Raw genomic sequence first — 24,350 nt, 5'->3', positions numbered from 1 at the left:
ATAACCTTATAATATGTGGCACGTTTCTTGAATAACCTTAGTTAGTATGGATATATTATTGTAACAGTTTATGTCGTCTTAAAAAAACACTAGTCATTAGAATTTATTAACTATAGAGTATTATACTAATGACGCTAAGCATAACTAACTGAAATATTGAGCTTTATTATGGTTAACAACGCGCGTATCAAGAAAAACTCTAAAGAAGACCGCCTTTCTATGAGGCATTCCCTTATAGTCTGGGTCGCCGGTGCGGTACTTGGATGGGTTGTTGCAGTGGTTTCAGTATGGACTGCTCTCAACACAACAGACAGTAATATTGCTGACAGCTCTCCCAGCCAGGCTGAAAAACTTGAACAAATTATGCCCGCCGCCGGAGATCAAAAAGACAAGAAGGATAATTAGAGGGAATTATGCCCTCCTGTTTTCTTCCATAGAGTTGAATAAAGTTTCCACAACTGTGACAGAGACTTATTTTAAGCCGGCCTCTCGCATCAGATTATAAAGATGCACCACGGGAATGGCAAAAGATATGCCGCTGGGACTGGAAAGAACATTTTCTTTTGTCCCCCGCACAGCCACACTATTTAATATTCCCAGAACCTTCCCTGTTTCCACATTATAAAGCGGACTTCCGCTATTGCCCGGAAACGCCGTCAAATCCAATTGATAGACATCATAGCGGGTCTGACGAATAATCTTGGTTTTCAAATAACGCGCTGTCGGTTGCGGTATCACAATCGGCGTCACCGCCGCAATAATACCGCGATGAGTTACGGGAAACAGACCCAAGACCGCGCCTATCGGATAGCCGGTCACGGCGATATCCAGCCCTTCATCAGCCAATCCCCCTGTACCCAGTTCAAATTTGGGAACCCTGTCACCTTCGATACGCAACAGAGCCAGGTCATGTTCCTTGTCCACCCGAACGATTTCCGCGATACGGCGGTCCGGCGCCCGCCCTCGCCCAATCAAAACCGTGATTTTCTCATTATGTTTCATCTCAGAGGCATTGGGTAAGACATGCGCATTGGTAATCACATGCAAACCGTCATGAACAACGAATCCTGTGCCGCGCATAACCACCCGCGGGCTCCTCAACGGGCTGTCCGTTGCAATGGCAACCACGGAAGGCGTAATCCGTTTCACCACATCCGCCAGGCGCAGCCCCTTATCATGCGCAACACCAGGCATAATACCGCAGAGCATAACACCCAGGAAAACGATACAGATTTTCTTTATCATAAAAAGTGCCTTTTTCTGCCGATGCCGGAGGGATAGAGCTTATCCGTCTGCTGTGCTTCTTTAGGGACGAGAGGCGACAATATTACCCAATGGTGGCAAAGTCGCGGCGAGTTTGGCCAGTTGCGCCTGCCGTCGAACGAAACTGTCATTATCAAATGGTACCGACAGCGCCACAACGGCGGCATCCAACCGACCACCAAGGATCTTCGCCTTCACCTCATACAGTTTGGCCATATATTTGCTGGTTATTATTTTACCATCGACCCAATACCAATACCAGACCAGACGTTTCCCGCCGCGCGATTGAAGGACCACTTCGTTTACTGACTTCTGCGCGCCGTCGATTTCTGTCTGAAGAGACCGGGTGGAGGCCCGTTCCCACTTATCATTCTGGGCCACATCATTTCCGTGCCGGATCATCTCCACATCGCTGGTTTGATATTTATAATACCCGAGATAGACGTCAGTAGGCACATCGGCCGGTTTCGCATCCGGCACAGATTTACCCAAGTGAAATTCCTGAGAAGCATTCTTGTAAAAGGGTTTCCAGTTGGCGTCTTCCCGGGGTTCTCCCCAAGTTCCACTTTCAAGCTGCACTGTATAGCTGTCATAGGCGGTGTAACGTTGTTCTATCAGGGAAACATAAAGCGGCCCCAGCCCCACCAGCAAAATCCCCGCGATAAAGAAAGGAGCAAACTTTCGCACCGGTACGCTTTCATTATTAGTCCAGTAAGCCTTGCTGAAATCAACATATCCATCATTCAGGCCTCTGTTGGTAAATGTCATGGCGATAGAAATAAATATCAGCAAAACAATCGCAAAAAAGATCCAGCCGAAAACAATATGATCAACGCCGGTGGCATATTTCATGTCGGACCAGTGGGCGACCAGCACTATACCGCTGGCGCGAAACCCGTTGGCAATAACAGGAACAAGGAAGGACAGAATCACAACAAGAACCTGGCGTCCAAGAGTCTTGTAAGCCACATTAGCCATCAACGTTCCCAGTGCAACAGTTGCGACCAGAAACCGCAGGCCTGCGCACGCCTCCGCCACGTGAAAGTCTCCTGCCGGGATTGACAGAAACACCCCTTCGACAAACACCGGAATGTCTATAATATTAAGGGTCGTCACCACAAAAGCAGTGGTATAATCCTGCAACGCCGGCACCAGGAAATCACCAAATGGAATAAGAAAAATCATATATGCCAGCGGAAACAGGAATGCCCGAACAACCCGGGGGCCAAGAATCGCCAGACATATGCCCTGGATCAGGATCACCAAACCAAACTGCCGCACCACATTGGCATCCGCCAAATCCCCAAGCAGCCATAAACCGCCGCCAGCCACAATAATACCATGCCCAAGCCAGGAAGGTTTCGGTGCGATTTTCAGAAAAACCTCCCGCCGTTCATGAATCAAATAGGCGATAATCGGCAGAATGAGCAAACAGTGATTATATTCCGGCTTATCCCACCAGGTCATGACCAGATTGGACACCGTATCAAATAAAACGACGATGACCGTTAAAAAGGCAAGCCCCAGCATAAGAGCCGCATGACGCCACTGTTGTGTGATTTCTTGTTGTTGCATTGTTCCTGTATCCCTGCCCCCAATTGTTATATTTTCATGCATGTTAGCGTCCACGCTCTTTAAAAAATATTACGTTCAAATATATATTTCTTAATCACACCACACACAAACGCCGTAATTACCCCAGATACCTTGACACCATGGGCCCCACGATGTTTGCCAACGGCAGCGGCAGTTTCTTCCAAGTTTTAATCATCAGTTGATATTTAGGGTTCAACGGGTTTATTTCCGGAATTTCTTCCCCGTCCTTCAAAATATATTCGTAATGCAGCGCTTCCGGTGTAAAGCCCCAGTTTTTCTTGAAACTGAACGCACCCGTCCCGTTTTTACTGCGTCCGAAATCAAATATTGTGCATTTTTTTTCCTGAACAGCCCGGTCCATCAATGACCAATACATAAAGTCATTCGCAGCCAGGGCACGCGCCTCAACCGTGCCTCCTCCGTAATAAGGAACGACCTCATCCCGGAAATAAAACGTCATGACACTTGAAACGGCTTTCCCGGCCTCTGTCTCGATGGTCAGGATTTCACAGTTGTCCCCATATTCCTGTTTCAGACAATAAAAAAGCTTCTTGGGGAAAACCGGCGTTCCCAGATTACGGACACTTTCCGAATACATGGCGAACAGACGGTTGGGCTGGTCATCCACCACAGCGTTCAGGCCAAACTTTATCCCCTTGCGCACCATGGCCCGTTGTTTACGCGGAATAGCCATCATATTTTCTTCTGAATCCTCAGAAAGCGTTTTACGGAAGGTCGAATACATCTCGCTTTTGGTTGGCCAGTCATCATGGATTTTTTTCATATTACGGCATTCAAGGGAATCGACCCCCAAAGCCCGGGATAAGCGGCGGCATTCCCCATCCAGCAATACCAGAACCTCCGGGCTGTCAAAGATCGGGCCGCCATTCGTGGCGAAAGCCATAGAAATCAGCGCATTCCCGAACAAACGGCTCTTAACCTGGATCAGTGGGATCAGGCCTTTAATTTCACCAGCATCTTCCACATAAATATAGAAATATTTATGTCCCATACTGCGCACGACCGCCCGGCCCCAGGCTGTCTGATGATACACGGTTGCCTCACTATGCCGCTCGACATAGGCATCCCAGGCGGCGCAATCGCCAAAAATATCAAGTAGCTTAACTTGCATCATTTACCCCTGGCGCTCTAAAAAAACCTGGTCCATCCGGCCCCAGTCAAATTCTCCGAGAACTTTACGGATCTTTGTCTCCATCACATCAAGATTGGTGTAATGGCGAAATCTGGATTTCAACCCCGCTTGTGTTTGGCGCGGTTGTTCCGGGTCGATCTCCCAGGGGTGAAAATAAAAGATGCACGGTTGCTGATCTTTCGCGTTGACCCGTTTCATCGCCGCCTTGGAAATGAAATAAGGCAATAGCCGGAAATATCCTCCGCCGCCACAAGGGATTTTGCGCCCCATAACTTCTACTGTCGTTACCGGCATTTCGATAAATGCCTGGCCGTCAATCGGTTTAAAATCAAAGCGTGGTGCTGAGGGCATGCCATAATGATCGTGCTGTATCGGATAAATGCTCGAACTATACGTAAAACCGGCTTCCGCCAGAACATCCAGCGCCCAAAGGTTTTTTTCGCCGATCGAAAAACTTGGCGCCCGATAGCCTTTTACCCCGACGCCCCCTATGTCTTCGAGGATTTTCTTGGAAAATGTGACATCTTCCGTAAATTCAGGTCTGCTCTGATCAGTGACCCGTAAATGCTGCATCCCGTGACTGGCCAGTTCATGACCATTCTCGACAATCAGGCGCACCACATGGGGAAAACGTTCCGCAATCCAGCCCAGAGTAAAGAAGGTCGCCTTGACCTTGTGGTCATCGAACATTTTAAGGATGACATCAATGTTGCGTTCGACACGACATTCGAGGTTATCCCAGTCATTGCGATCAATATCATGCTCAAAGGCCCCCACCTGGAAATAATCCTCCACATCCACAGTCATGGCGTTGGTGATCAGGCTGTTATCTGTTGAAGACGTCATGATTCACTCATTCCCCATCTTCTGTCTGATCAACCATATTGGCTATAATTTCAAGCGCGCCCTTGATGGTTTCATCATGAATTTTAACATATTTTTCAAGAACATATATCCGTTCTTTCAGATCTTCCATATGCTGGTTGTTCATGTCAGCCTTGGGGGAAGATGCCTTCATCCCGGAAACAAGCCGCGTGTCGCCTACTGCGTGGCGGGAAGGTCCGGAAGAGGCAATATCATGCTCCATATCATCAATGACATTGGTCACGACTTTTTCATCAATGGTCGCCAGTTCTTCTAACGCCCCAAAGAGCAAAATACGTGAACAGAGCGTATTCAATTTGCGGGGCACCCCGTTGGTAAACTGATAAATTTCATGGAACGATCCCTCTGTAAATAAAGGTTTCCCGGACCAGCCAACCACAGACAAACGGTGTTCGATATATTCCTTGGTTTCGTCATAGGTCATGGATTGCAGATGATGGGTTGCAATCACCCGCTGACGTAACTGTTCAAGCTCTGGCGCGAAAGCCCACTTGTCCCGGAATTCCGGTTGACCGATCAGGAAGCTCTGTAGTAACGCCCGATCCCCTTCCTGGAAATTTGACAACATCCGCAATTCTTCCAGGGCCGGGATCGGCAGATTCTGAACTTCATCAATGATTAGCAAAGCCCGCTTTCCCTTGGCATGATTGCGCCGCAGGAAAATTTCGATTTCATTCAACAAAATGGACTTGTCTTTGGTGCTGATATCCAGACCGAACCCCGCCGCCACCATACGCAGGATATCATCCGCGTCCAGATGCGTTGTTACGATTTTCGCCGCCACATACTGATCATTGTCCAGCTCGTTCAACAACCGCGCCACCAGCGTAGTTTTCCCCGCGCCGATTTCACCGGTAACAATGATGAACCCCTCACCCTGACTCAGGCCATAGGTCAAATACGCCATGGCCTTATGATGGGTTGAGCTGTCAAAATAGAAACTGGGATCAGGCGTTAGCTGAAAAGGCTTGCCTTCAAATCCATAAAATTCAGTATACATTATTCACCTAGAATGTTGCCCTGATGGACAAGGAAATGTAATTTGTGCCGCCATTCAAGTTGGCAAAGCGGGCCTGGTCACGATCAGAATGGGTGTACCCAAGAGTTCCAACCAAAGATTGGGAAATCGAATAATTACCATTCACGGACGCACTCCAAAATGTATCTTCCGTCCCGTCCGAAGCAAACTTTGACAGGTTGTATGAAAAACTACTCCCCAGGCTCAAACGGCGACTAAGCTGACGATTAAGCGAGACTGCCGCGCTGTACCGGTCTTCGTCGAGCGCAGAGTTATCAGATTTATTTCTGCTGTAGGAGCCACTCATCGAATAGGATGTTCGCCCCCGCGACCCTGTCAAATAGAGCCGCGCCTGTTTTCGACGGGTGATATCGCCACTTACAAAATTCCCTGACTGTGTCGGGTCAATTACCGGTCCAGGTATTTCATCAAAAGCAAAAGACTGGAAAGTTTGAATCGTGTCCGTGTAGGTCAGGTTGATCGAATGTTTTGCCGTCATTTTATATTGTGCATTCAGGGAAAACGTATCCGTTCCCGACCTGTTACCATACCGCATGGAAATTGATGTTCGAGGGCCAGGTACAAAACGAAATCCAGCGTCCCACGTCACACCGTCAAAGTTGGCGAAAGAATTGCCGCCATCCCGGTCCTGATATCCAATACTGCCCAACAGGGCAAACTGATCCAGCAACTGATACGATAAATCAGCATTCAGGGTGCGGGTATCAAAATCCGCCTGATCTTCCCTTTCCTCATTGGCATACACCGCTGACAGCGTCCAGCCCAGGCGCTGAAATGCAGGCCCGTTGGACAGGGAGAAGGTTCCCCTATGAGTCAGAGAGTTGCCAAAAAAGGTATTGAGCGTAGTTTGTTCCGTATCTGACGAACTTCTCACATGACGCAGTTCATAGCGCAGCTGTGCCGTTGCCCAGGACCCGAAACGATGGGCCAGGTAAGGAGAAAAACGATAAGATTGAACCGTGCGACGGTTTTTTGTCTGACTGACATCCACTGATGAGATTGCCTGACGACGATCCAGGAACTGTTGATCGACATTGGCCCCTGCATCGATAAAAAACAGATCATTCACCAGTTCACTATTCAGATTCGCCTGAACGGTGTGTCGTAAATCATGCTTTTCTCCCCCCGTGCTGCCGGGGTAAAAGAAGTAATTCGCGCCATACAGAATAGAGGCATTCAGCCGCGCCCCGGTTCCGGTCAGTTGTACCTGTGGGGAAATCTGGGTGACGAAATCACCCTGGCGCACTGTTTCATCCAGATTGACATTATCCGTATAGGTTTCTGTGGCTGTCAATGTCGGTGTTACCCGCCATGTGGCAGCGCCAGCAGAAACCCCTAGACCAGATGTTGCTACTGTAGACAGCAGCAAGATTATTGTTTTTTTGGTGCTATACATTCTTCCCCGCCCTCGCTTTTATGTTAATTATATCCATACCCATAATAAGAACCGAATTTCTTCGTTCCCGGGGTGAATCGGGTCTTATTCAAAAGGAAATTGACGTTCTTATTTTTCTCGATCATTTTCAAAGCATCTTTCAACTCGCCTTCGCGCGTTCTTTCTGCTTCAACAACATACAGGATCTGTCCCACATGCAAAGCCAGTACAGAGGCTGCACTACTGGCCAGAACGGGTGGTGAATCAATAATGATGACCCGGTCGCTGTACCGTCTGGCTATCTCGTCAATGATTTCCCCCATGCGACCACTGGCCAGCAATTCAGTCGTCAGCTTATGTTTTTTACCGGCTGGCAAAATCGTGAAGTTCGGAATATTGGTCCGCAACAAACACTCGCTGAGATCCATATCCTTATTTTCAATCACATCGATCAGGCCTTTGTTGCCTTTCACTCCAAGCGTTTTGAGAACGTCGGGTTTCGCAACATCCGCATCCACCAGAAGAACTGTCAGATCGCGTTCCGCGGCCATGCTCATGGCAAGACTGGTGGCGCAAAATGTTTTGCCTTCATTGGGTTGCGTACTGGTGACCATGATAATATTGCCGTTTTCAATCGCAGATTCCCCTTTGGAAAAGGCATTTAACAACAAGCTGCGCTTTACAATACGGAATTCTTCGGCTGTAACCGAATTCTCGACATCATCATTTTCCGCATGTATCCCCTGCTCTCGCAAAAGGTCCAAATTCACCTCGACAAACGTACTGGATCGTTTGGTTTTTTTCTGTTCCGCATCCGCTTTCGGCGCATGGACAGGCGGCGTCGCGGGAGAACTCTCAACAGGTTCCGTCACCGTCGGGGCTTGAGAAGTCGCCGCTTCTTTTTTCGCAGCACGTTCAACCAAACTCTCGTTTTTCTTCAGTTTGGCGGCTGCTTTTTCAATTAAACTCATTCTTTAAACCTTTTAATCTGCGGACGAATATCACGCGACCGGTAAATGCATATAATTCATGACAAGAAATACGCTGATCGTTGAAACCAAAAGTCCGGCCATCATGATAGAGAAAATAATCAGTTTTCTTTTGCGAAGACGAAGCTCCTCAGCCGAAGGCAGAATGGAAATACTGCCCAGCACCGGGAAGGAGAACGCTTCTCTCAGGTTTTTCTCGGTGGAATATGTGGCATGCATCTGACTTAACAGGAAAGCAACCCCGACACCGGCCCCAAGACCCGCAACCAAAACACCGATCACCAGAATTAACCGGTTCGGACTGGCCGGCTCCCGCGCTTCCTGCGGCGGATCGATAACCCGGAACCGGACACGGTCCGTATTGGTTTCCAGATCAGAAGAAATTTTCGCCGATTCACGCTTGGCCAGCATCTGGTCGTAATTGCGCTTAATGACTTCATAATCCCGGTTCAGCCGTGCGTGTTCTGCTTCGACTTCCGGAATACGGTGCGCCATGGCTCTAAGTTGATTTGCGCCTTCTTCCTTCTGCTTCAGACGCGACTGAAGAATGGCGATTTCCCCTTCAAGATCAATCAGCTTCAAACTGATCTGGTCATAGATCGGGTTAGGCATGACCCCACCTGACGCCTGCAAGGCCTGAGTATCATTATCCTCAAGCGCCTTTTCAAATTCGCCCTGCGCCTTTACCTGCTTGGTTTTCAACATATCAATCTGGTTCAGGACGATACGAACGTCAGGATGCTGTTCCTTATACCCACGGGCATAAAGCTCATCCAGACGCATTTCCAGGTTGGTAATTCGACCTTGCAGGGCTGATGGCTCACTTGACTTTCCGCCCAGAGAAGGCCCCATTCCCGAAGATGGAATATAGGCTGGAATATCTTTCAGGCTGGCGATCAGCTGCTTACGACGATTGTCATACTCAGACAAGGTCTGCTTTACTGCATTCACCTCGCCGATACTGTTTTGAAGTTGCTTATAGTATGATTTATCGGACAAAAACGCCATATTCTTCTGGCGAAATTCCATGGCACGCTGTTCGGCAATTTCCAGCTGCTCTTCATACTCACGAATTTGGTCTTCAATGAAACGAACGGCGGACGTCAGGTCTTTTCTGTTTTGCCCCAGATTATCTTCCATGAAAATATTCAATAATGACTCGACCACCATCTTGGCAATCGCGGGGTCTTCATGAATATAAGAAATCTTGAACAGGTTCGCCGCCTGAATATTGATATTGATATCCTTGATAATATCATCAATTTTTTCGTTCATCGCTTCCGGGCTGTTGATCAAAAGGTCCTGATCCGTCATCCGGATGACTTTTTCAATATTTGGTCGGCTAATCAGGGTTTGCCGCATCATGGCAACCTGATTATAGATGTTATTCTGAACCGCCATTCCCCCCAGCAAAGGCTTGAGGAACGTTTCCGCATCAACATGAATACGGGCTTCCGATTCATACTGGTTTGGTACTTGGGCAACATAGATCCAGCCGACGATACATATCGCCCACGCAATGAAGATAGCGACAATCCTATTGCGCCAAACTCCATATAATATCGAGATAAGCTGTTGATATACCTCGTTCATAACCTAACCGTCCTGATTTATTTTTAAGTCTATTCTGCCGTTAATTTCGACATTCATCCCTATAGTGTGAACAAGGAGATTTCCCCTTGTTCACATTAAAAACAACAGAAGCTTAGAAAAAGCTTTCTGGAATAATGATTACGTCACCTGGCTCAATCTTAACATTGGCGCTGACGTCACCGTCTCTGATCAGGTCATCAATGCGAATGCCATATTCGCGCTGGACCCCGTTTTCCACCCGCGCCAGCGTCGCCCGGTTACCGGCGGCGAATTCAGTCACACCGCCAACGGTGATCATCACATCAAGCAATGTCATATTGGCCCGGAAAGGAATCGCCTGTGGTGATGTGGCAGACCCCACGACCCGCACCTGCTGCGCAAAAGGTCCCTGGAAACCGGAAACGATCACCGTCACGATCGGGCTTTGAATATATTCAGAGAGTTTTTTCTCGATATCCCGCGCCAGCTGTGTCGGTGTCCGGCCTGTCGCCGTCATATCGTCAATCAGCGGCACAGAAAAACGGCCGTCGGGCCGTACAGTAACAGATGTGGTCAATTCAGGATTACGCCAGACAAAAATCTGCAGGCTGTCCAATGGACCCACCACATATGGCGCGCCGGGTCCTTCATCAACAGGAACAAATTGCGCCGATGGCAAGCTGTCTTTGCCGTTAGTCATGCTACAGCTTGCGATGAGTAACATACCGATAAATACGATGCTGCTTCTGAACCCTCCAGAAATTTTATCCAGATTGAATATTCCTTTAATCACAGTTTATTCCCTTCCAATTTAATTATTAGCCGATTTAATTATCGACCTGTCCCCTGTCATGTCTCAGAGACAGTCTTAGTAATGACTATTGAAATAATCTGAATAGGTTAAATTAGTCCAAAAATTCAGATTATTTTCCATTTATTATAGGTTAGGCCCTTTTAAAACACCTGTTAACCCCAAACCAGAGGCATAATACTACCTCCTTACAGCTTATATCTTGCCCCAATATGTCAACCACGTGTGGTTTATCCTACCAGAAAGATTGCCCTAAACCCGGATTGTAGATCATTTCGAATTCAAACGCATCATCCTTCTGCATTCTACCTTCCTGCAGTCCAAGTTACAAATGCTTCTTGAACCACAATTCCAGCATCGCGACATCCCAGCTGAACCCGCCAGCACCGCTGGGTTCATCCGTATGACAGGCGGCGATGACTTCATCAATAAACGACGGCATGAGAAACCCTCGTTTTTTGAAGTCGGTCAAATTATCGCAAACCTGTTCATTAATCCCTTTATCCTGATACACCCAGGACATAAACGGCAACCCAAATCCATGTTTTTCCTTCGTCAAGACTTCCTGAGGCAAGAAATCACGCAAAGCATATTTGAAGAAAGATCTTAATTCTCCGCCTTTCAGCAAAACATCAGTCGGGACACCAGCCGCAAAATCCACCAGTTCCGAATCCAGGAAAGGATAACGCACTTCAACACCCGCCAGATCGCACATCCGGTTTACTTTCCGCAAGTCGTTATCCGCCAGTGTAATCTGCAAATCGAGATGCATCATACGCTGCACCATCTGACTGTCGCCATAATGATAATATTTTTTACGTAAAATTTCCAACGGCAAGTCAGGGTTGACCTGAGCTGCCGCATCAGAGGTAAACACCCCGTCCGCCGTCTGGTCATAAAAGAACCCGTAGGAATAAAGCCGGTCCGGCATCGGAATGGCGTAACGTTTCGACAAACTATGCGCCTTGGACAACACCGGCATATGACGGACACCTGGCAACGACAGAATGGGTTCCATCACGCCTTTGCGGAAGCCCCGGGGAATAAGACCGTATTTTTCCACTTTCTGCATCGACACATAACGTTCATTTCCGGCAAACAACTCATCGCCGCCATCACCGGCCAACAGAACCTCTATCCCTCTCTCCTTGGCCATTTTGGCGCAATAATAGGCCGGAACGGCGGATGTATTGCCGTAGGGTTCATCATAAATTTCAGCAATTTGTTCCTGAACAGCCGTCACATCCTCCGGCACAACGAAATATTCGTTATGATCCGTCGAAAAATGCCGCGCCGCAATCTGGGCAAACTCGCTTTCATCATATTTTGGATCATCGAAGCCAATGGTAAACGTCTTGCCCTTACCATTATGCTTCATCATCAACCCCGCCACGGTGCTGCTGTCCAGTCCACCACTGAGGAAAGCGCCCAGTGTATCAGGGTTCACCCCCTCTATTGTATTGAGCATGCTGCGGTCCAGCTGATTGATCAGTCTGGCCGACCAATCCTCGATATCGCCTGCGGTTTCAGTGGTATAAGGCATTTCCCAATAGTAACCGGTACTCAACTCGCCATCTTTGAAATAGGCAAATTGCGCAGCCTCCAATTTCATAATTTCATCAAAAATTGTGGTCGGCGCCGGCGCAACAAAGAAATATAAATAATTATAAATGGCCTGTGGTGATACCGATGCGGCGAAATTTGGAAATGCCCGCATGCCTCCGGTTACCGAAGAAAAAACAAATTCCCGGCCCTTGCCCAAACCATAACACAAAGGATAAACCCCCATCCGGTCAATGGCCACCAAGGCTACTTTCCGTTTTGGTGATATCAACGCCGCGGACCAGGCGCCTTGCATTTCCTGCAGAACTTTCGTCTCGTACCTTTTATACCCCTCAATCAGGGCGGCCTCGTCGCCCTTCTCAGCCGCCAGAGAACGCAGCGCCGCATTCTGCCAAACGACTTTGCCGCAGATGGTCGCAATAAAATCATCTTCTTCAACGATTGTATTCACCGGATAGCGCGAAATCAGACCCAGCCCCCCGTCACAGGTTGCCTTTGTTTTCAGGTTATCGCGGAACTGGCGATCATACGCCCCGCGGGACAGACAGTCTCCCATCTGTGTCGCGATGTTATCCGGTGTATCTGCGCCATTCAGTGCGCCGAGCCAACCACTAAGTCCCGTCATATCTTTCCCTCTATTTTAATCTGCTTTAAACCAGAACTTCTGCAGGCTCTGCATGTCCCAAAAATGCCGTTGGGCTGGCGGATAAGCCGTACGCCCCGGATTGAAATAACACCACAAAATCACCCACCTCTGCAGCGGGCAGGAGCATCTTGTCACCCAGACGGTCCAGCGGCGTACACAAACATCCCACAACGTTGGCCTGTTCCTTTTCCGAACTGTCCATGCGGTTGCCAATGGCTACCGGATAGTTTTTGCGGATCATCTGTCCAAAATTTCCCGACGCCGCCAAATGGTGGTGCATCCCCCCATCCGCGATCAGGTAAATTTCACCGCGCGAAACCTTCTTATCGATAATTTTAGTGACATATAGTCCGGCTTCTCCAACCATAAACCGCCCAAGTTCCATCACCACTTCCGTGTCGGGCAACTGTTTATGGAAATCAGCCATCAGGTTCTTCAGCCCTGCCCCCAATACTTTCAGATCCAAAGGCTTATCACCGGGAAAATAGGGAATCCCCAGGCCACCGCCAATATTGACCTTGCGAGGTGCATGAGGCGCCGCTTCCGTTAGCCGAACAGCCAGTTCAAGGGTTTTTTCCTGGGTATCCAACAAACTTTCGACGCTCAGATTCTGTGACCCGCTGTAGATGTGGAACCCGATAAAATCCAGCCCCAGCTCCGCCAGACGGCTCAACATTTCAGGTACCGCTTCCGCGTCAACCCCGAACTGCTTGGGACCACCGCCCATTTTCATGCCGGACGCTTTCAGTTCAAAATCCGGATTGACCCGAATGGCGACCTTGGCCAGAACGCCCTGCTGCTTTGCAATACGGGCGATATTTTCCATCTCCAATGGTGATTCCATATTGATCACGACACCGGCGGCAATCGCCTGAGACAATTCCTGTTCTGTCTTGCCGGGTCCGGCGAAGCTGATCAGGTCCGGCGCCATGCCGGTATCAAGCGCCGTCATCATTTCCCCCGCAGACGCCAGATCCAGGCCGTCCACAAGACGGCTCATATGCTGAACCACGGCCGGCATCGGATTAGCCTTCATCGCATAATGCAGCTTCAGGTCAGCTGGCATATGATCACGCAACGTCTGGAAACGTTCCGTAATCAGCCCCCGGTCATAGGCGTAAAACGGGGTGGAGCCAACTCTATTTGCCAGTTGGCTGATCTTGATCCCGCCTACTGTCAATTCACCATCCCGCACCGGAAAACTGGTGATCGGCATGTGTTCCGGTTTTTTCTTGTCTAGTCCCGCCATTATAATTCTTCTTCTTTTAAAGTCGCCGCAATCGACTTGCGGTCAATCTTTCCGTTAGGGTTGCGCGGCAAACTTGGCCATTCGATCAAGCGCTGCGGCACCATATAGGTCGGCATTTCCGCCCTACAATAGGTGAGAATAGCATCCTGATCCAGTTTAGCATTCGTTTTTGCGGTTGCGATGACCCAAATGGCCTGTCCCAACTGATCATGATCCACACCGATCGCGGCAAGTTCATCCACCAGACCACTGGCATAAATAAGTTCTTCCACTTCCGTCGGGCTCGTACGAAATCCGGAAGTCTTGATCATTTCATCCCGGCGTCCAATAAAATACAGATAGCCGTCAGCGTCCTTTTTCACGGTATCCCCCGACCAAACGGCAATTTCAGGATTGGGCAAACCCGCCGGTTGTCCCGGGGCCGGCCGGTAGCGTTCATTTGTACGTTCAGGGTCATTCCAATAACCGAGCCCGACAAGAGCGCCGCGATGCACCAATTCACCGACTTCACCGACTTCACAGGAAGTCCCGTCTTCGCGCACAACCATGATTTCAGCATTGGGAATGGCTTTTCCGATTGAATCCGGAATACGGTCCACTTCCGATGGCGGCAGATAGGTGGAACGGAATGCTTCCGTCAACCCATACATCAGATAAATATCACTCTTGTGCAATACACTCTGCAACTTGCGGGTTACCGGGATTGGCATCCGCCCGCCGGTGGTGGCGATATAACGTAAGGATCCGATCACTTCTTCCGGCCAGTCAAGATCAGCCAGCTGTATCCACAAAGGCGGCACACAGGTAATCCCGGTCACATTATGTTTGGCCGCCTGACGAATAACGTCTCGGGGCAGCAGAAAATTCATCAGAACCACAGTGGCGCCAACGAAAAACGCTGTCGTCAACTGGCTCAATCCCGCATCAAAACTCAACGGCAATACACTGAGAATGACATCTTCATTTGTATTTTCCAGATACGCCGCCACACTTTCCGCACCGGCAATCATGTTGCGATGGGACAGGACCACTCCCTTGGGCATTCCCGTACTGCCAGAGGTATATAAAATTGCCGTCATATCTGTATCAATCACCGTATGAGGCAATAGATCACAGGCCTTCCCTTGTGTCAGAAACGCCTCATAGCTGATAATTTCCTTGCCTGTCTCCGTCGCTATCACCTCGGCTTGTGCCGGCATCTTTCCGGTTACAACAATCAGCTTCAGATCCGCACAGGCGGCAAGCTCCACCTTCAATCCCATCAGGCGATCGCCACTGGTCACCAGAAAACGGACATTGCAATCCTGCAGAATGTACCCAACCTGCCGCGGCTTCAGTCCCGGATTAACCGGCACGAAAACGCCGCCCGCATGAGCGGGGCCAAAAATAGCCGTCACCGTTTCCATCTGCTTTGGCAGATAGCAGGCGACCCGGTCATTTTTATCGAGCCCTTGCGCCAGAAGCCCCTGCCCGAAGGCCTTTACGTTGTCTTCCAGAGCGCCATATGTCATTTCCTCTTTTTTGAATTTGAGGGCCATATGGTTTGGGTGGCGTTTGGCCTGTTGTTTTATAAAATCAGATAACCTAATATGCATAAAAATAATTCTGTTGCGTTTAAGTGAATTTCCGGGATCTTATGGTGTAATGGTTAGAAAAATATGAAGAAATTTTGTTTTAATTATGATTTCCAAGGTTCCTCATCTTTTCACCGAAACATCATGTATATTTTTTCATTTCATTATTAATTAACTTACAGTTGCTAGAAAACAACCCGACTGGCTACAACACTCCGAATACTACAAAAATTCACAACAGAAAAATACTCTATTAAAAAATAAACACACGTCAGCAGAAAAACTAAGACCTATGGGATTACTAAACACTTTTATCAATAGATATGCCGCAAGAAGGCGGGCGAGTTCCACGTCCCAAACAACCACTCATCACGTTAATGGAAAACAAGTATTCCGGAATATACCGGAAGCCTGCCTTCCTGTATTTCCAGTCATCTCGTTCAAGTCTCTGTTTGGTATATTCAGTAAAAAACCCGCCACGGTGCTGGATCATGGATATCCCGACATTCCGGTGACAGCCGCAAGATACGCCATCACCCATGCTCTTCGTTTGCTCGATATCAAACCAGGTGATGAAATACTGCTTCCCGCATATCATTGCACGGTCATGGTCGCCCCGATCGTAAAAATGGGTGCGACCCCGGTTTTCTTTAAAATCGCTAAGAATCTCGACTCCGATATCAATGATATTGCGCAAAAAATCACCCCGCAGACAAAGGCAATAATAGCCGTGAACTATTGCGGTTTTGTACAAAACATAGCCGATGTAAGAGCCTTATGCGATATGCATAATGTTGCCTTGATCGAAGATTGCGCCCACAGCTTCTTCGGCCAGAAAGACGGCGTTACTGTTGGAGGGTATGGCGATTATGTCCTGGTCAGCACACGAAAGTTCTTTCCGGTTCCCGAAGGCGGCTCACTCATGATCCGCCCCCCTTTTACTCATACGACCAGGCAAAAAAAACGCACCCTGACAGCTTCCCTGAGAGCCAATCTTTCCCTGATCGAAAAATCCTTGAAACACGGCAGATTGTGGCTCCTGGCGCCCTTGATAGAATTAGTGAATTTTCTGATCCAGGGCACCAAAAGACTACTTGGCAAAGTCCCGTCCCCTGTAGAAAATACATCCGTCCCGTCCTCTCTTGTGCCTGATATGAAGAATATTCAAGAAGGCGAGAATGCTTATATTCATGAAATTGCTGACAAACAGGCTGTATACATCCATCAACTTATCCCCAAGCTGCTGAATTCAGTACAGGTGACAAAACGCAGAAGACAAAATTTTCTGTGGTTATACAATAATTTCCAGGAGATAAAAGGATGCAGGGTACTGGTTTATGAGTTGCCCGACGGCATTGTTCCCTTCATGTTTCCGGTTTACATTGAAAACCTGCAGAAATATTTCCCCGCCTTCGAAGACGCCGCCCTTCCTCTCCAACGGTTTGCTCAGTTTTTATGGGATGACACTGCCGAAGAAGCTTGCCCCGTAACGGCAGATTATTCAAAGAATGTCATTTTATTCCCCTGCCATCAGGAATTGAGCCAGGCGGATCTGGAATGGCTCGCACAAACTGTACGTACAATCCTCGAAAGGGCTGAGTAAGTTAAATGGAATGGACATTATACCCCATAAAAGATTTCCCGCAGTTTCATGAAACCTGGAACGGTTTAAATCAAGCACTGAGCAATAGCCCCTTGCTGGATACTGCCTTTGTCGCCCCTTTACTCGATTATTTCACTGATGGGACAGAACTCATTGCGGTTTATGGCGCCAAAGAACAACCTGAAACCATCGCCATAATTCATAGCCGCAAAAACAATATCTGGGAAACCCTGCAGCCTTCCAACGCTCCTTTGGGGATGTGGTTGTCGCGCGACAAAACTCTACCCGCCAATCAACTCCGTTCTCTTATCAAAAAATTGCCTGGGAAAGCCCTGTCCTTTAGCATTACGCAGCAAGATCCGCTTTTTATAACGCGGCCAGAAAATACCTCTTGTATAGAATCCCTTGACTACATTGAGACGGCCCACATCGATTTCCCCGATAGTTTTCAAGAATACTGGACGTCCCGAAGCAAAAATTTACGCCATAATATGAAGCGTCAAAAAAATTACCTCCGGAAAAATGATATCACGCCACGCCTGGAAACCTGGAACACCTCAAACAATATGCATCAAGGCGTTTTGGATTATGCAAAAATTGAATCGTCTGGCTGGAAGGGCGACATAGATAGTGCGGTAGCCGAAGGGGATGCCCAGTCGGAATTCTACAACGCCATGCTTTGCAATTTCTGTCGCACGAACGAAGCCCTGATCCTACGGTATTATTATAATGAAGATCTTGTTGCTTCCGATCTCTGTCTGTTACGCAATAAGGTACTGTACATTTTAAAAACCACCTATGTGGAAACCGTAAAGAGTACTTCACCAGCCCATATCATGCGGTTTGATTACTATCAGGATACTGTAGATCGTGGCGCGCTTAACCGTGTGGAGTTTTACGGACCTCTTAAAGAATGGCATAAAAAATGGACCAATGATATTCGCACCATGTTTCATGCTAACATCTATCGTAATCAATTCATCAATTGGGCACGAAAAATATCAAAGCTGATGCGCTAAATTCCAGCTTTTATTGCCACACCACCTATTGTATAAGGTGAACAATTTTTAATGTCTTTATTTAACCAGGGTACATGTTATGTCGACAATTGAAGAAGTTCGGGAAATATTAAGAGCCACATTACAGATTGCTGATCGGGCTGATGACCTTGAGCGCGACACCCCTCTTCTCGGCAATATTCCAGAACTGGATTCCATGGCGGTCGCCATGCTGGTGACATCTATGGAGGAGCATTTCGATATTTTTGTAGACGATGATGACATCAGCGCCGAAACTTTTGAAACCTTTGGCAGCCTGTGCGATTTCGCGGTCGAAAAAGTCGCCGAATAACCCTTTTGCCAACAGGATATCGATTCATGGAACCACTTTTTATCGATAGCCTGAAAGGGCAGATTTTTGCCGTGTATCATACGGCAAAAACGCCCGGGACACCTAAAGGCCAGATCCTGTTTATCCCGCCCTTTGCCGAAGAACTCAATCGGTCTCGCCATATGATTGCCCGGCAGGCGCGTTGTTTCGCTGATCAGGGCTATGGCGTATTGATTCTTGACCTTTATGGTACAGGAGACAGCCACGGCACTTTTGGCGATGCAACACTTGATATCTGGCGTGCCGATATTCTCGCAGCTTCTGACTGGCTGGCAAGAAAATCGGATGCACCCTGTTCTTTATGGGCAATGCGGACCGGCGCCCTTCTTGCCGCGGATGCCTTGCAGCATACGCCTGATCTCGCCAGAAATTTGCTTCTGTGGTCCCCCGTCACTAACGGAAAACGCTTTATCAGCCAATATATGCGGATCAAACTTGCCGCAGAAATGACCGGAAACACCACCACACCATCGCTGACAATGAAAGATCTCTGGGCACAACTGGATCAGGGAAAGAACCTTGAAATAGCCGGCTATGACATTTCCCCCGCCCTCGCCAATAGCCTCAATGACCTGACCCTTGCCGATGTTCCTCTGGCAGAAGATACAACAGTCCTCTGGGTAGAAAATGCCCTCACAACCCCCGCAGAAATGTCCCCTGGCTCCCGGAAAATCATTGATCAGTGGCAAACTAAAAATGCCAAGGTCGTTACTGCTGTCGTGAATGATGTTTCTTTTTGGACACTACAGGAACCGGAATGGGCGGAAGAATACATTGAACAAACGACTATGCTTGCCCAACAAAATTTGGTCTAATTCGGGTAGTATGGTAAAATAAACACTATTCAATATGAATAATTACGAGAATTTTGGAGTGAAAATGAACAAGAAAACAATCCTGACTTCGATATTCATCCTGACAGCCATGCTCCCCTCTTTGAGCCTGGCTGAAGTGGGAAGAAAAGCACCCAGCGCAGATGGCCTGATCAGCGCCGGTCCCTATTACAATCCAGCGACAAAAAGCTACTTCGAACTGCGTCGCATGCAGGACGTTCCCGGAAAGCAAACCAGATGGTTTGGTGCAAAAGACTTGGCTGAAAAACTTGTTTTCAAAGGGACCCAAGGCCATCTGGCCACGGTCAAAAACCTTGAAACGCACCAGTTTATCATGCGAAATTTCAAGGCAGGGAATTACTGGATTGGCTTACAATATTTCTGCAGTAGCCAGAGCCTGAAATGGGTTGACGGCACAGATGCCGGACAAAGCGGTTTTTCTGCATGGGACACCCAGTGGTCAAACACTGACATCCGCTGTGCCAATATGAACTATATGCCAGTTCACTACACGACACATACAGCAACAAAAGCCCTCAGGTGGCGGGCATCGGGCCCCAACAAGGGATATGTCTTGTATCTCGTGGAATATCCCACTGGTAAGGAATAGGATCTTGTCACGCCACTAAATTCCTGAAAATTGCGGGCAAGGCCGCTGGCAGGTTATTGATGTGCGGGATAATAGCTCCTCCGCCGGGACCGAAGAGATAAGGGAAATAATCCCGCGCCTTCTCATCCACGGTAACGCCAAAGACGGCTACCCCCTGACGCCGGGCTTCGTTAATGGCCATCCGGGTATCTTCAATACCGTAACGCCCCTCATAGTAATCCATATCATTGGGCTTGCCATCACTCAGTAACAATAACAACCGGTGATGATTGGGCCGTTCTATCAGCTGTGCGGTTACATGACGGATTGCCGCACCCATGCGGGTATAATAGCCAGGTTTTAACGCTGAGATGCGGTTCTGCACCTGAACCGACATTGGCTCGTCAAATTCCTTGAGACAATCAACCCGGACATTATGACGTTTCCGGGATGAAAAACAGTAAATGGCGTTATCATCACCACTGGCCTTCAGGCCCAGCGCCAAGGTCATCAGAGCTTCCTTCTCCACATCCAGAATCCGACGTCCGTCAAGCCAGGCGTCGGTAGACAGGGAAACATCCGCCAAAATGGCCGCCGCCAAGTCTCTGGTCTGGTTCCGATAATCAGTATAAATCTGATCGCTGCCTTCGCCCCGGGCCAGCAGATCGCAGCTTGAGCGGATCATAGCGTCAATGTCCAGGTCTTTACCATCCTGCTGACGATACACCCTTTCCCGCCGGGGTCTCAGGGCTTCAAACTGACGTTGAATGCGGTGAATCCGGCGGCGCGTCGCCTCGTCTGGCTGCCAGCCTGCGCTTTCTTCCTCGACTTTTGCCGAATAAACTGCGCAGAATTTCTGCCGGTAGCTTTGCAAGCGGTAATCCCATTCAGGGTAGCTATGCTCGGCCATCACCGGGGCTGGGTCAACGCCCTGTCCGGCGATGGAAACATCCAGTTTTATGGTCGCCGCCACGGTCTTTTTGTTGCGAGTCAGGGAAAGTTCGTCCAAATCATCAACAGCCGACTGAACATCTTCATCTTCGTCATCATCCACGGCCCGGTTGACATTGACCATTTCCGCCAGCGACACCACCTTTTCAAAGCGGTTAAGCACCAGTGGATCATCTTTGTCCGCCTGATCATTTTCCTCTCGCACGCCGTCATGCTTACGCCCATCACGCAGATCCTTGAAAATATTCTGTCCGCTTTCGTCTTCGCCACTATCTTCACTGGCATCGAAGGCGGACCTGTGGTGAACATCCACGCTGCCCCAAAGCGGCACGGCGAGAAAACTTTTATAGGTCCGGGGCAGTTTAGGGAAATCAGGCACGCCATGATCCTGCAACACCACCTGCAACAGCTCCACCGCCGCCTGATGCTCTCTATTATCTCCGAACAGAAGATCACATATAATCTGCTCAAGTCGCGCTTCGAATGTCGGCAGTCGCCGTCGCGGTCGATGGATGGAAAGAGCATCACATAAGAGAACATACTTTTTCCGTAATCCCGGAAAAATATCGAGTATTTCCTCTGTTGTCTTCCAGGCTTGGGCAATAAAGATAAGATCCTGATGCAAGGCGTTTCTGGCCTTTATTTCAGGCAGGTTCCGGCCATGAGCAAGAAACGCCGCCAGCCAGATATAGAGTGATTTGTTTAAATCCGGATCCTCGAAATAGTCAATCCGGTGTGGCAACAGCAAGCTGTCATTATCCCGTTTGGCCACATCAAGACGCTCATGATCCAACCCAAGACGCATGGCCCAGGTCAGACGGTGACCCTGCGCAGTGGCACTCACGCTGCCCACATCGACACCCGGATCCCCCCCAATGGCGCGGAAGAAAATACTGATCATTTCCCGAATATCGTCGAGATAAACAGCGGCTTCCGGATAATGAGGATAACTGGATTGATTACGCACCAGCTTATCCCATCTTTTGCCCACCAGTTCTTCTGGTTCAAATAAATCGAACATACGCCTCTTTTCCCTATTCGAAAGTGGCGCGAACCACCTCCAGCAAGCCTTCCTTGGCGCTCTCTTCATCGCTCAGGGGTTCAATCAGGGTCGCCTGCGCCGCCTCTAGCGGAGATATACCCGCCATCATCAGCGTCGCACAGTAAACCAGAAGGCGGGTTGAGGCGCCCTCTTCCAAATCAAGATCTTTCAGATTACGGATACTGCGCGCCAAATTGACCAACGGTACGCACCGCATCCGGTCCAGTCCTGTTTCTTTGCAGATAATCTGGACTTCCTGTTCCGCCGCGGGATAATCAAAATCGATGCCGATAAAGCGTTGACGCGTGCTGGGCTTCAAGGATTTCAGAATATTCTGATAGCCGGGGTTATAGGAGATCACCATCATGAAATTATCAGGCGCTTCCAGAAGCTCCCCCGTGCGTTCCAACGGCAACAAACGGCGATCATCGGTCAAAGGGTGCAGAACCACCGTCACATCCTTACGGGCCTCCACCACTTCATCCAGATAACAAATGCCCCCCTGACGTACGGAATGGGTTAAGGGACCATCCACCCACTGGGTCTCCCCGCCTTTAAGCAAGAAGCGGCCGGTGAGATCCGCCGCCGTTAGATCATCATGACAGGCGACCGTGTTCAGGGAAAGACCCAGCCGCGCCGCCATATGGGAGACAAAACGGGTCTTGCCACAGCCTGTCGGGCCTTTCAACATCACCGGCAGACCTTGCCTGAAAGCCGTTTCAAAAAGCACACACTCGTTTCCGGACGGTCTATAAAAAGGAATGGCATCCTCCATAATCACAGTTGCATCCATCAGTATTGTTCCTATTCTGTCTCTTAAGAGGAAGAAGGCGGCACCAAGGTGCCCTGGCGCCGCCCTCGTATTAACATCAGCGATGGTTGATGCTGATAGATTAACCAACCACGGCTTGCTCTTCCTTGCCTTTGGTGAAAGTCGCATAGACAAACAAGGCGACCCCAACCACCACAATGATTCCGGACCCCAGGCGCAGCCAATAGAAGAGGGCAATCTGTTCCTGAACTTCCATGAAATCCATACCAAGCACCCGTTGCAAATGTGTCTGCAGAACACCGGCAGCGGTCAAGGTGAACGTCATGAAACACATGCCGGAACAGGTGATCCAGAAGCTCCACATGTTCAGGTTCTGGTTATAGGGCTGCATGCCGCGCAATTTGGGCATGGCATAAGTAATGATCGCCAGATTGATCATCACATACGCCCCGAAAAACGCCAGATGGCCATGAGAAGCGGTTACTTGTGTGCCGTGAGTATAGTAATTGATCGGCGCCAGTGTATGCAGGAATCCCCAAACCCCTGCCCCAAAGAAAGACAGGACAGTACATCCCAGGACCCACAGGATCGCCGCCTTGTTGGGATGGTTGCGACTGCCTTTACGGACGATGTAGAAAGAGAAAATCACCATCGCCAGGAAGGGAAAGACTTCCAGTGCGGAAAAAATGCTGCCGATCCACTGCCAGTAGCCCGGTGTTCCGATCCAGTAATAATGATGACCTGTCCCCAGAAGACCGGAAAAAAGCGCCAGGCCAACGATGATATAGAGCCATTTTTCGATCACTTCCCGGTCTACACCGGTCATTTTGATCAACAGAAAGGCCAGAATAGACGCCAGAATCAATTCCCATACACCTTCCACCCAAAGATGGACCACATACCACCAGTACATTTTGTCCAGTGCCAGATTGGATGGATTATAAAAAGCAAACAGGAAGAACAACGCCAGCCCCCAAAGCCCGAGAGTCAGGATCATGGCGACAACGGTTTTCTTACCCCGCATCAGGGTCATGGAAATATTAAACAGAAAAATCAGAGCAACAATAACAATCGCCACCTTGATCCACAGGGGCTGCTCGAGGAATTCACGTCCTTCATGTATGCCGAACAGATACCCAATCACGGCCGCAGCCGCCCCGAACAAAAATAACCAGAACTGGATCCAGGCCAGTTTCGGGCTGTAAATTTCAGTTTCCGTTTCTTCCGGCAACAGATAGTAGGCAGCCCCGAAGAACCCCATCAACAACCAAACGATCAAGGCATTGGTATGTATCATGCGAATGATATTAAACGGCACCAGGTCAGAAAGAAAATTGGGGAAAACATAAATGGTTCCCGCAATCAAGCCCCCCAGGACCTGCGCCACGAAAAGCCCCATAGCCGCGACAAAATACGGATAGGCCAGTCTTTGTGTACTATATTTCATAATTCTCTC

The 24,350-nt window shown here is 48.9% G+C and carries 21 protein-coding genes; 6 read left to right on the top strand and 15 right to left on the bottom strand.

From position 1 onward, the window contains the following. Positions 1–168: 168 nt before the first annotated feature. Positions 169–405 carry a hypothetical protein gene (locus FIV45_RS06960; RefSeq protein ID WP_099471649.1) on the top strand — a complete coding sequence of 79 codons (237 nt, stop codon included), beginning with the start codon at positions 169–171 and terminating at the stop codon, positions 403–405. Positions 406–471: 66 nt separating this feature from the next. Here the strand turns inward: FIV45_RS06960 and FIV45_RS06955 are convergent, their stop codons facing one another. The 12 genes from FIV45_RS06955 to FIV45_RS06900 form a co-directional block, all read right to left on the bottom strand. Further along, entirely contained in the window at positions 472–1,245 is a 774-nt protein-coding gene (locus FIV45_RS06955; RefSeq protein ID WP_204602074.1) for a S1 family peptidase, read from the bottom strand. 60 nt (positions 1,246–1,305) lie between these two features. Next, entirely contained in the window at positions 1,306–2,838 is a 1,533-nt protein-coding gene (xrtA, locus tag FIV45_RS06950) for an exosortase A (protein WP_165776934.1), read from the bottom strand. A 118-nt stretch (positions 2,839–2,956) separates the two neighbouring features. Then, complete coding sequence (locus FIV45_RS06945) at positions 2,957–3,991, bottom strand: FemAB family XrtA/PEP-CTERM system-associated protein (RefSeq protein ID WP_204844805.1); 1,035 nt, start codon at positions 3,989–3,991, stop codon at positions 2,957–2,959. A 3-nt stretch (positions 3,992–3,994) separates the two neighbouring features. Beyond that, entirely contained in the window at positions 3,995–4,858 is an 864-nt protein-coding gene (locus tag FIV45_RS06940) for an XrtA system polysaccharide deacetylase (protein ID WP_204602072.1), read from the bottom strand. A gap of 7 nt (positions 4,859–4,865) precedes the next feature. Further along, positions 4,866–5,897 (bottom strand): XrtA/PEP-CTERM system-associated ATPase, encoded by a 1,032-nt coding sequence (locus FIV45_RS06935; protein ID WP_099471646.1) that lies wholly within the window; start codon positions 5,895–5,897, stop codon positions 4,866–4,868. A gap of 7 nt (positions 5,898–5,904) precedes the next feature. Next, positions 5,905–7,332, bottom strand: coding sequence for a TIGR03016 family PEP-CTERM system-associated outer membrane protein (locus tag FIV45_RS06930; RefSeq protein WP_099471645.1), 1,428 nt, complete (start codon positions 7,330–7,332; stop codon positions 5,905–5,907). 23 nt (positions 7,333–7,355) lie between these two features. Next, complete coding sequence (locus FIV45_RS06925; RefSeq protein WP_099471644.1) at positions 7,356–8,282, bottom strand: XrtA-associated tyrosine autokinase; 927 nt, start codon at positions 8,280–8,282, stop codon at positions 7,356–7,358. Between the two features lie 30 nt (positions 8,283–8,312). Then, positions 8,313–9,893: an XrtA system polysaccharide chain length determinant gene (locus FIV45_RS06920; RefSeq protein WP_099471643.1), complete on the bottom strand. Its 1,581-nt coding sequence runs from the start codon at positions 9,891–9,893 to the stop codon at positions 8,313–8,315. Positions 9,894–10,005: 112 nt separating this feature from the next. Beyond that, positions 10,006–10,596 (bottom strand): XrtA/PEP-CTERM system exopolysaccharide export protein, encoded by a 591-nt coding sequence (locus tag FIV45_RS06915; RefSeq protein WP_099471927.1) that lies wholly within the window; start codon positions 10,594–10,596, stop codon positions 10,006–10,008. 412 nt (positions 10,597–11,008) lie between these two features. After that, positions 11,009–12,871 carry an asparagine synthetase B family protein gene (locus tag FIV45_RS06910; RefSeq protein WP_099471642.1) on the bottom strand — a complete coding sequence of 621 codons (1,863 nt, stop codon included), beginning with the start codon at positions 12,869–12,871 and terminating at the stop codon, positions 11,009–11,011. Between the two features lie 25 nt (positions 12,872–12,896). Beyond that, entirely contained in the window at positions 12,897–14,141 is a 1,245-nt protein-coding gene (locus FIV45_RS06905; protein ID WP_099471641.1) for a pyridoxal-dependent decarboxylase, exosortase A system-associated, read from the bottom strand. Next, complete coding sequence (locus tag FIV45_RS06900) at positions 14,141–15,736, bottom strand: acyl-CoA ligase (AMP-forming), exosortase A system-associated (RefSeq protein ID WP_099471640.1); 1,596 nt, start codon at positions 15,734–15,736, stop codon at positions 14,141–14,143. Before FIV45_RS06900 ends, FIV45_RS06905 begins: the two co-directional genes overlap by 1 nt. Positions 15,737–16,196: 460 nt before the next feature. On the opposite strand from FIV45_RS06900, the gene FIV45_RS06895 reads away from it, so the two are divergent. From FIV45_RS06895 to FIV45_RS06875, 5 genes are all read left to right on the top strand, one after another. After that, complete coding sequence (locus FIV45_RS06895; RefSeq protein ID WP_165776933.1) at positions 16,197–17,318, top strand: DegT/DnrJ/EryC1/StrS family aminotransferase; 1,122 nt, start codon at positions 16,197–16,199, stop codon at positions 17,316–17,318. Between the two features lie 5 nt (positions 17,319–17,323). Next, positions 17,324–18,337 carry a GNAT family N-acetyltransferase gene (locus FIV45_RS06890; protein ID WP_099471638.1) on the top strand — a complete coding sequence of 338 codons (1,014 nt, stop codon included), beginning with the start codon at positions 17,324–17,326 and terminating at the stop codon, positions 18,335–18,337. A gap of 79 nt (positions 18,338–18,416) precedes the next feature. After that, positions 18,417–18,668, top strand: coding sequence for a phosphopantetheine-binding protein (locus tag FIV45_RS06885; RefSeq protein ID WP_099471637.1), 252 nt, complete (start codon positions 18,417–18,419; stop codon positions 18,666–18,668). A 26-nt stretch (positions 18,669–18,694) separates the two neighbouring features. Further along, positions 18,695–19,522, top strand: a complete 828-nt coding sequence (locus tag FIV45_RS06880) for a hydrolase 2, exosortase A system-associated (RefSeq protein WP_099471636.1) — start codon at positions 18,695–18,697, stop codon at positions 19,520–19,522. Positions 19,523–19,586: 64 nt separating this feature from the next. Next, positions 19,587–20,150 carry a C-type lectin domain-containing protein gene (locus tag FIV45_RS06875; RefSeq protein ID WP_165776932.1) on the top strand — a complete coding sequence of 188 codons (564 nt, stop codon included), beginning with the start codon at positions 19,587–19,589 and terminating at the stop codon, positions 20,148–20,150. A gap of 7 nt (positions 20,151–20,157) precedes the next feature. Here the strand turns inward: FIV45_RS06875 and FIV45_RS06870 are convergent, their stop codons facing one another. From FIV45_RS06870 to FIV45_RS06860, 3 genes are all read right to left on the bottom strand, one after another. After that, entirely contained in the window at positions 20,158–22,101 is a 1,944-nt protein-coding gene (locus FIV45_RS06870; protein ID WP_099471634.1) for a nitric oxide reductase activation protein NorD, read from the bottom strand. 13 nt (positions 22,102–22,114) lie between these two features. Next, positions 22,115–22,915, bottom strand: a complete 801-nt coding sequence (locus tag FIV45_RS06865) for a CbbQ/NirQ/NorQ/GpvN family protein (protein ID WP_099471633.1) — start codon at positions 22,913–22,915, stop codon at positions 22,115–22,117. Between the two features lie 100 nt (positions 22,916–23,015). Beyond that, complete coding sequence (locus FIV45_RS06860; RefSeq protein ID WP_099471632.1) at positions 23,016–24,341, bottom strand: cbb3-type cytochrome c oxidase subunit I; 1,326 nt, start codon at positions 24,339–24,341, stop codon at positions 23,016–23,018. Positions 24,342–24,350 lie beyond the last annotated feature (9 nt).

It is taken from the genome of Paremcibacter congregatus, from assembly GCF_006385135.1.
Taxonomy (GTDB): Bacteria; Pseudomonadota; Alphaproteobacteria; order Sphingomonadales; family Emcibacteraceae; genus Paremcibacter; species Paremcibacter congregatus.
Note: the sequence above shows the minus strand (reverse complement) of the source record. Positions and strands in the feature narration are given on the sequence as shown.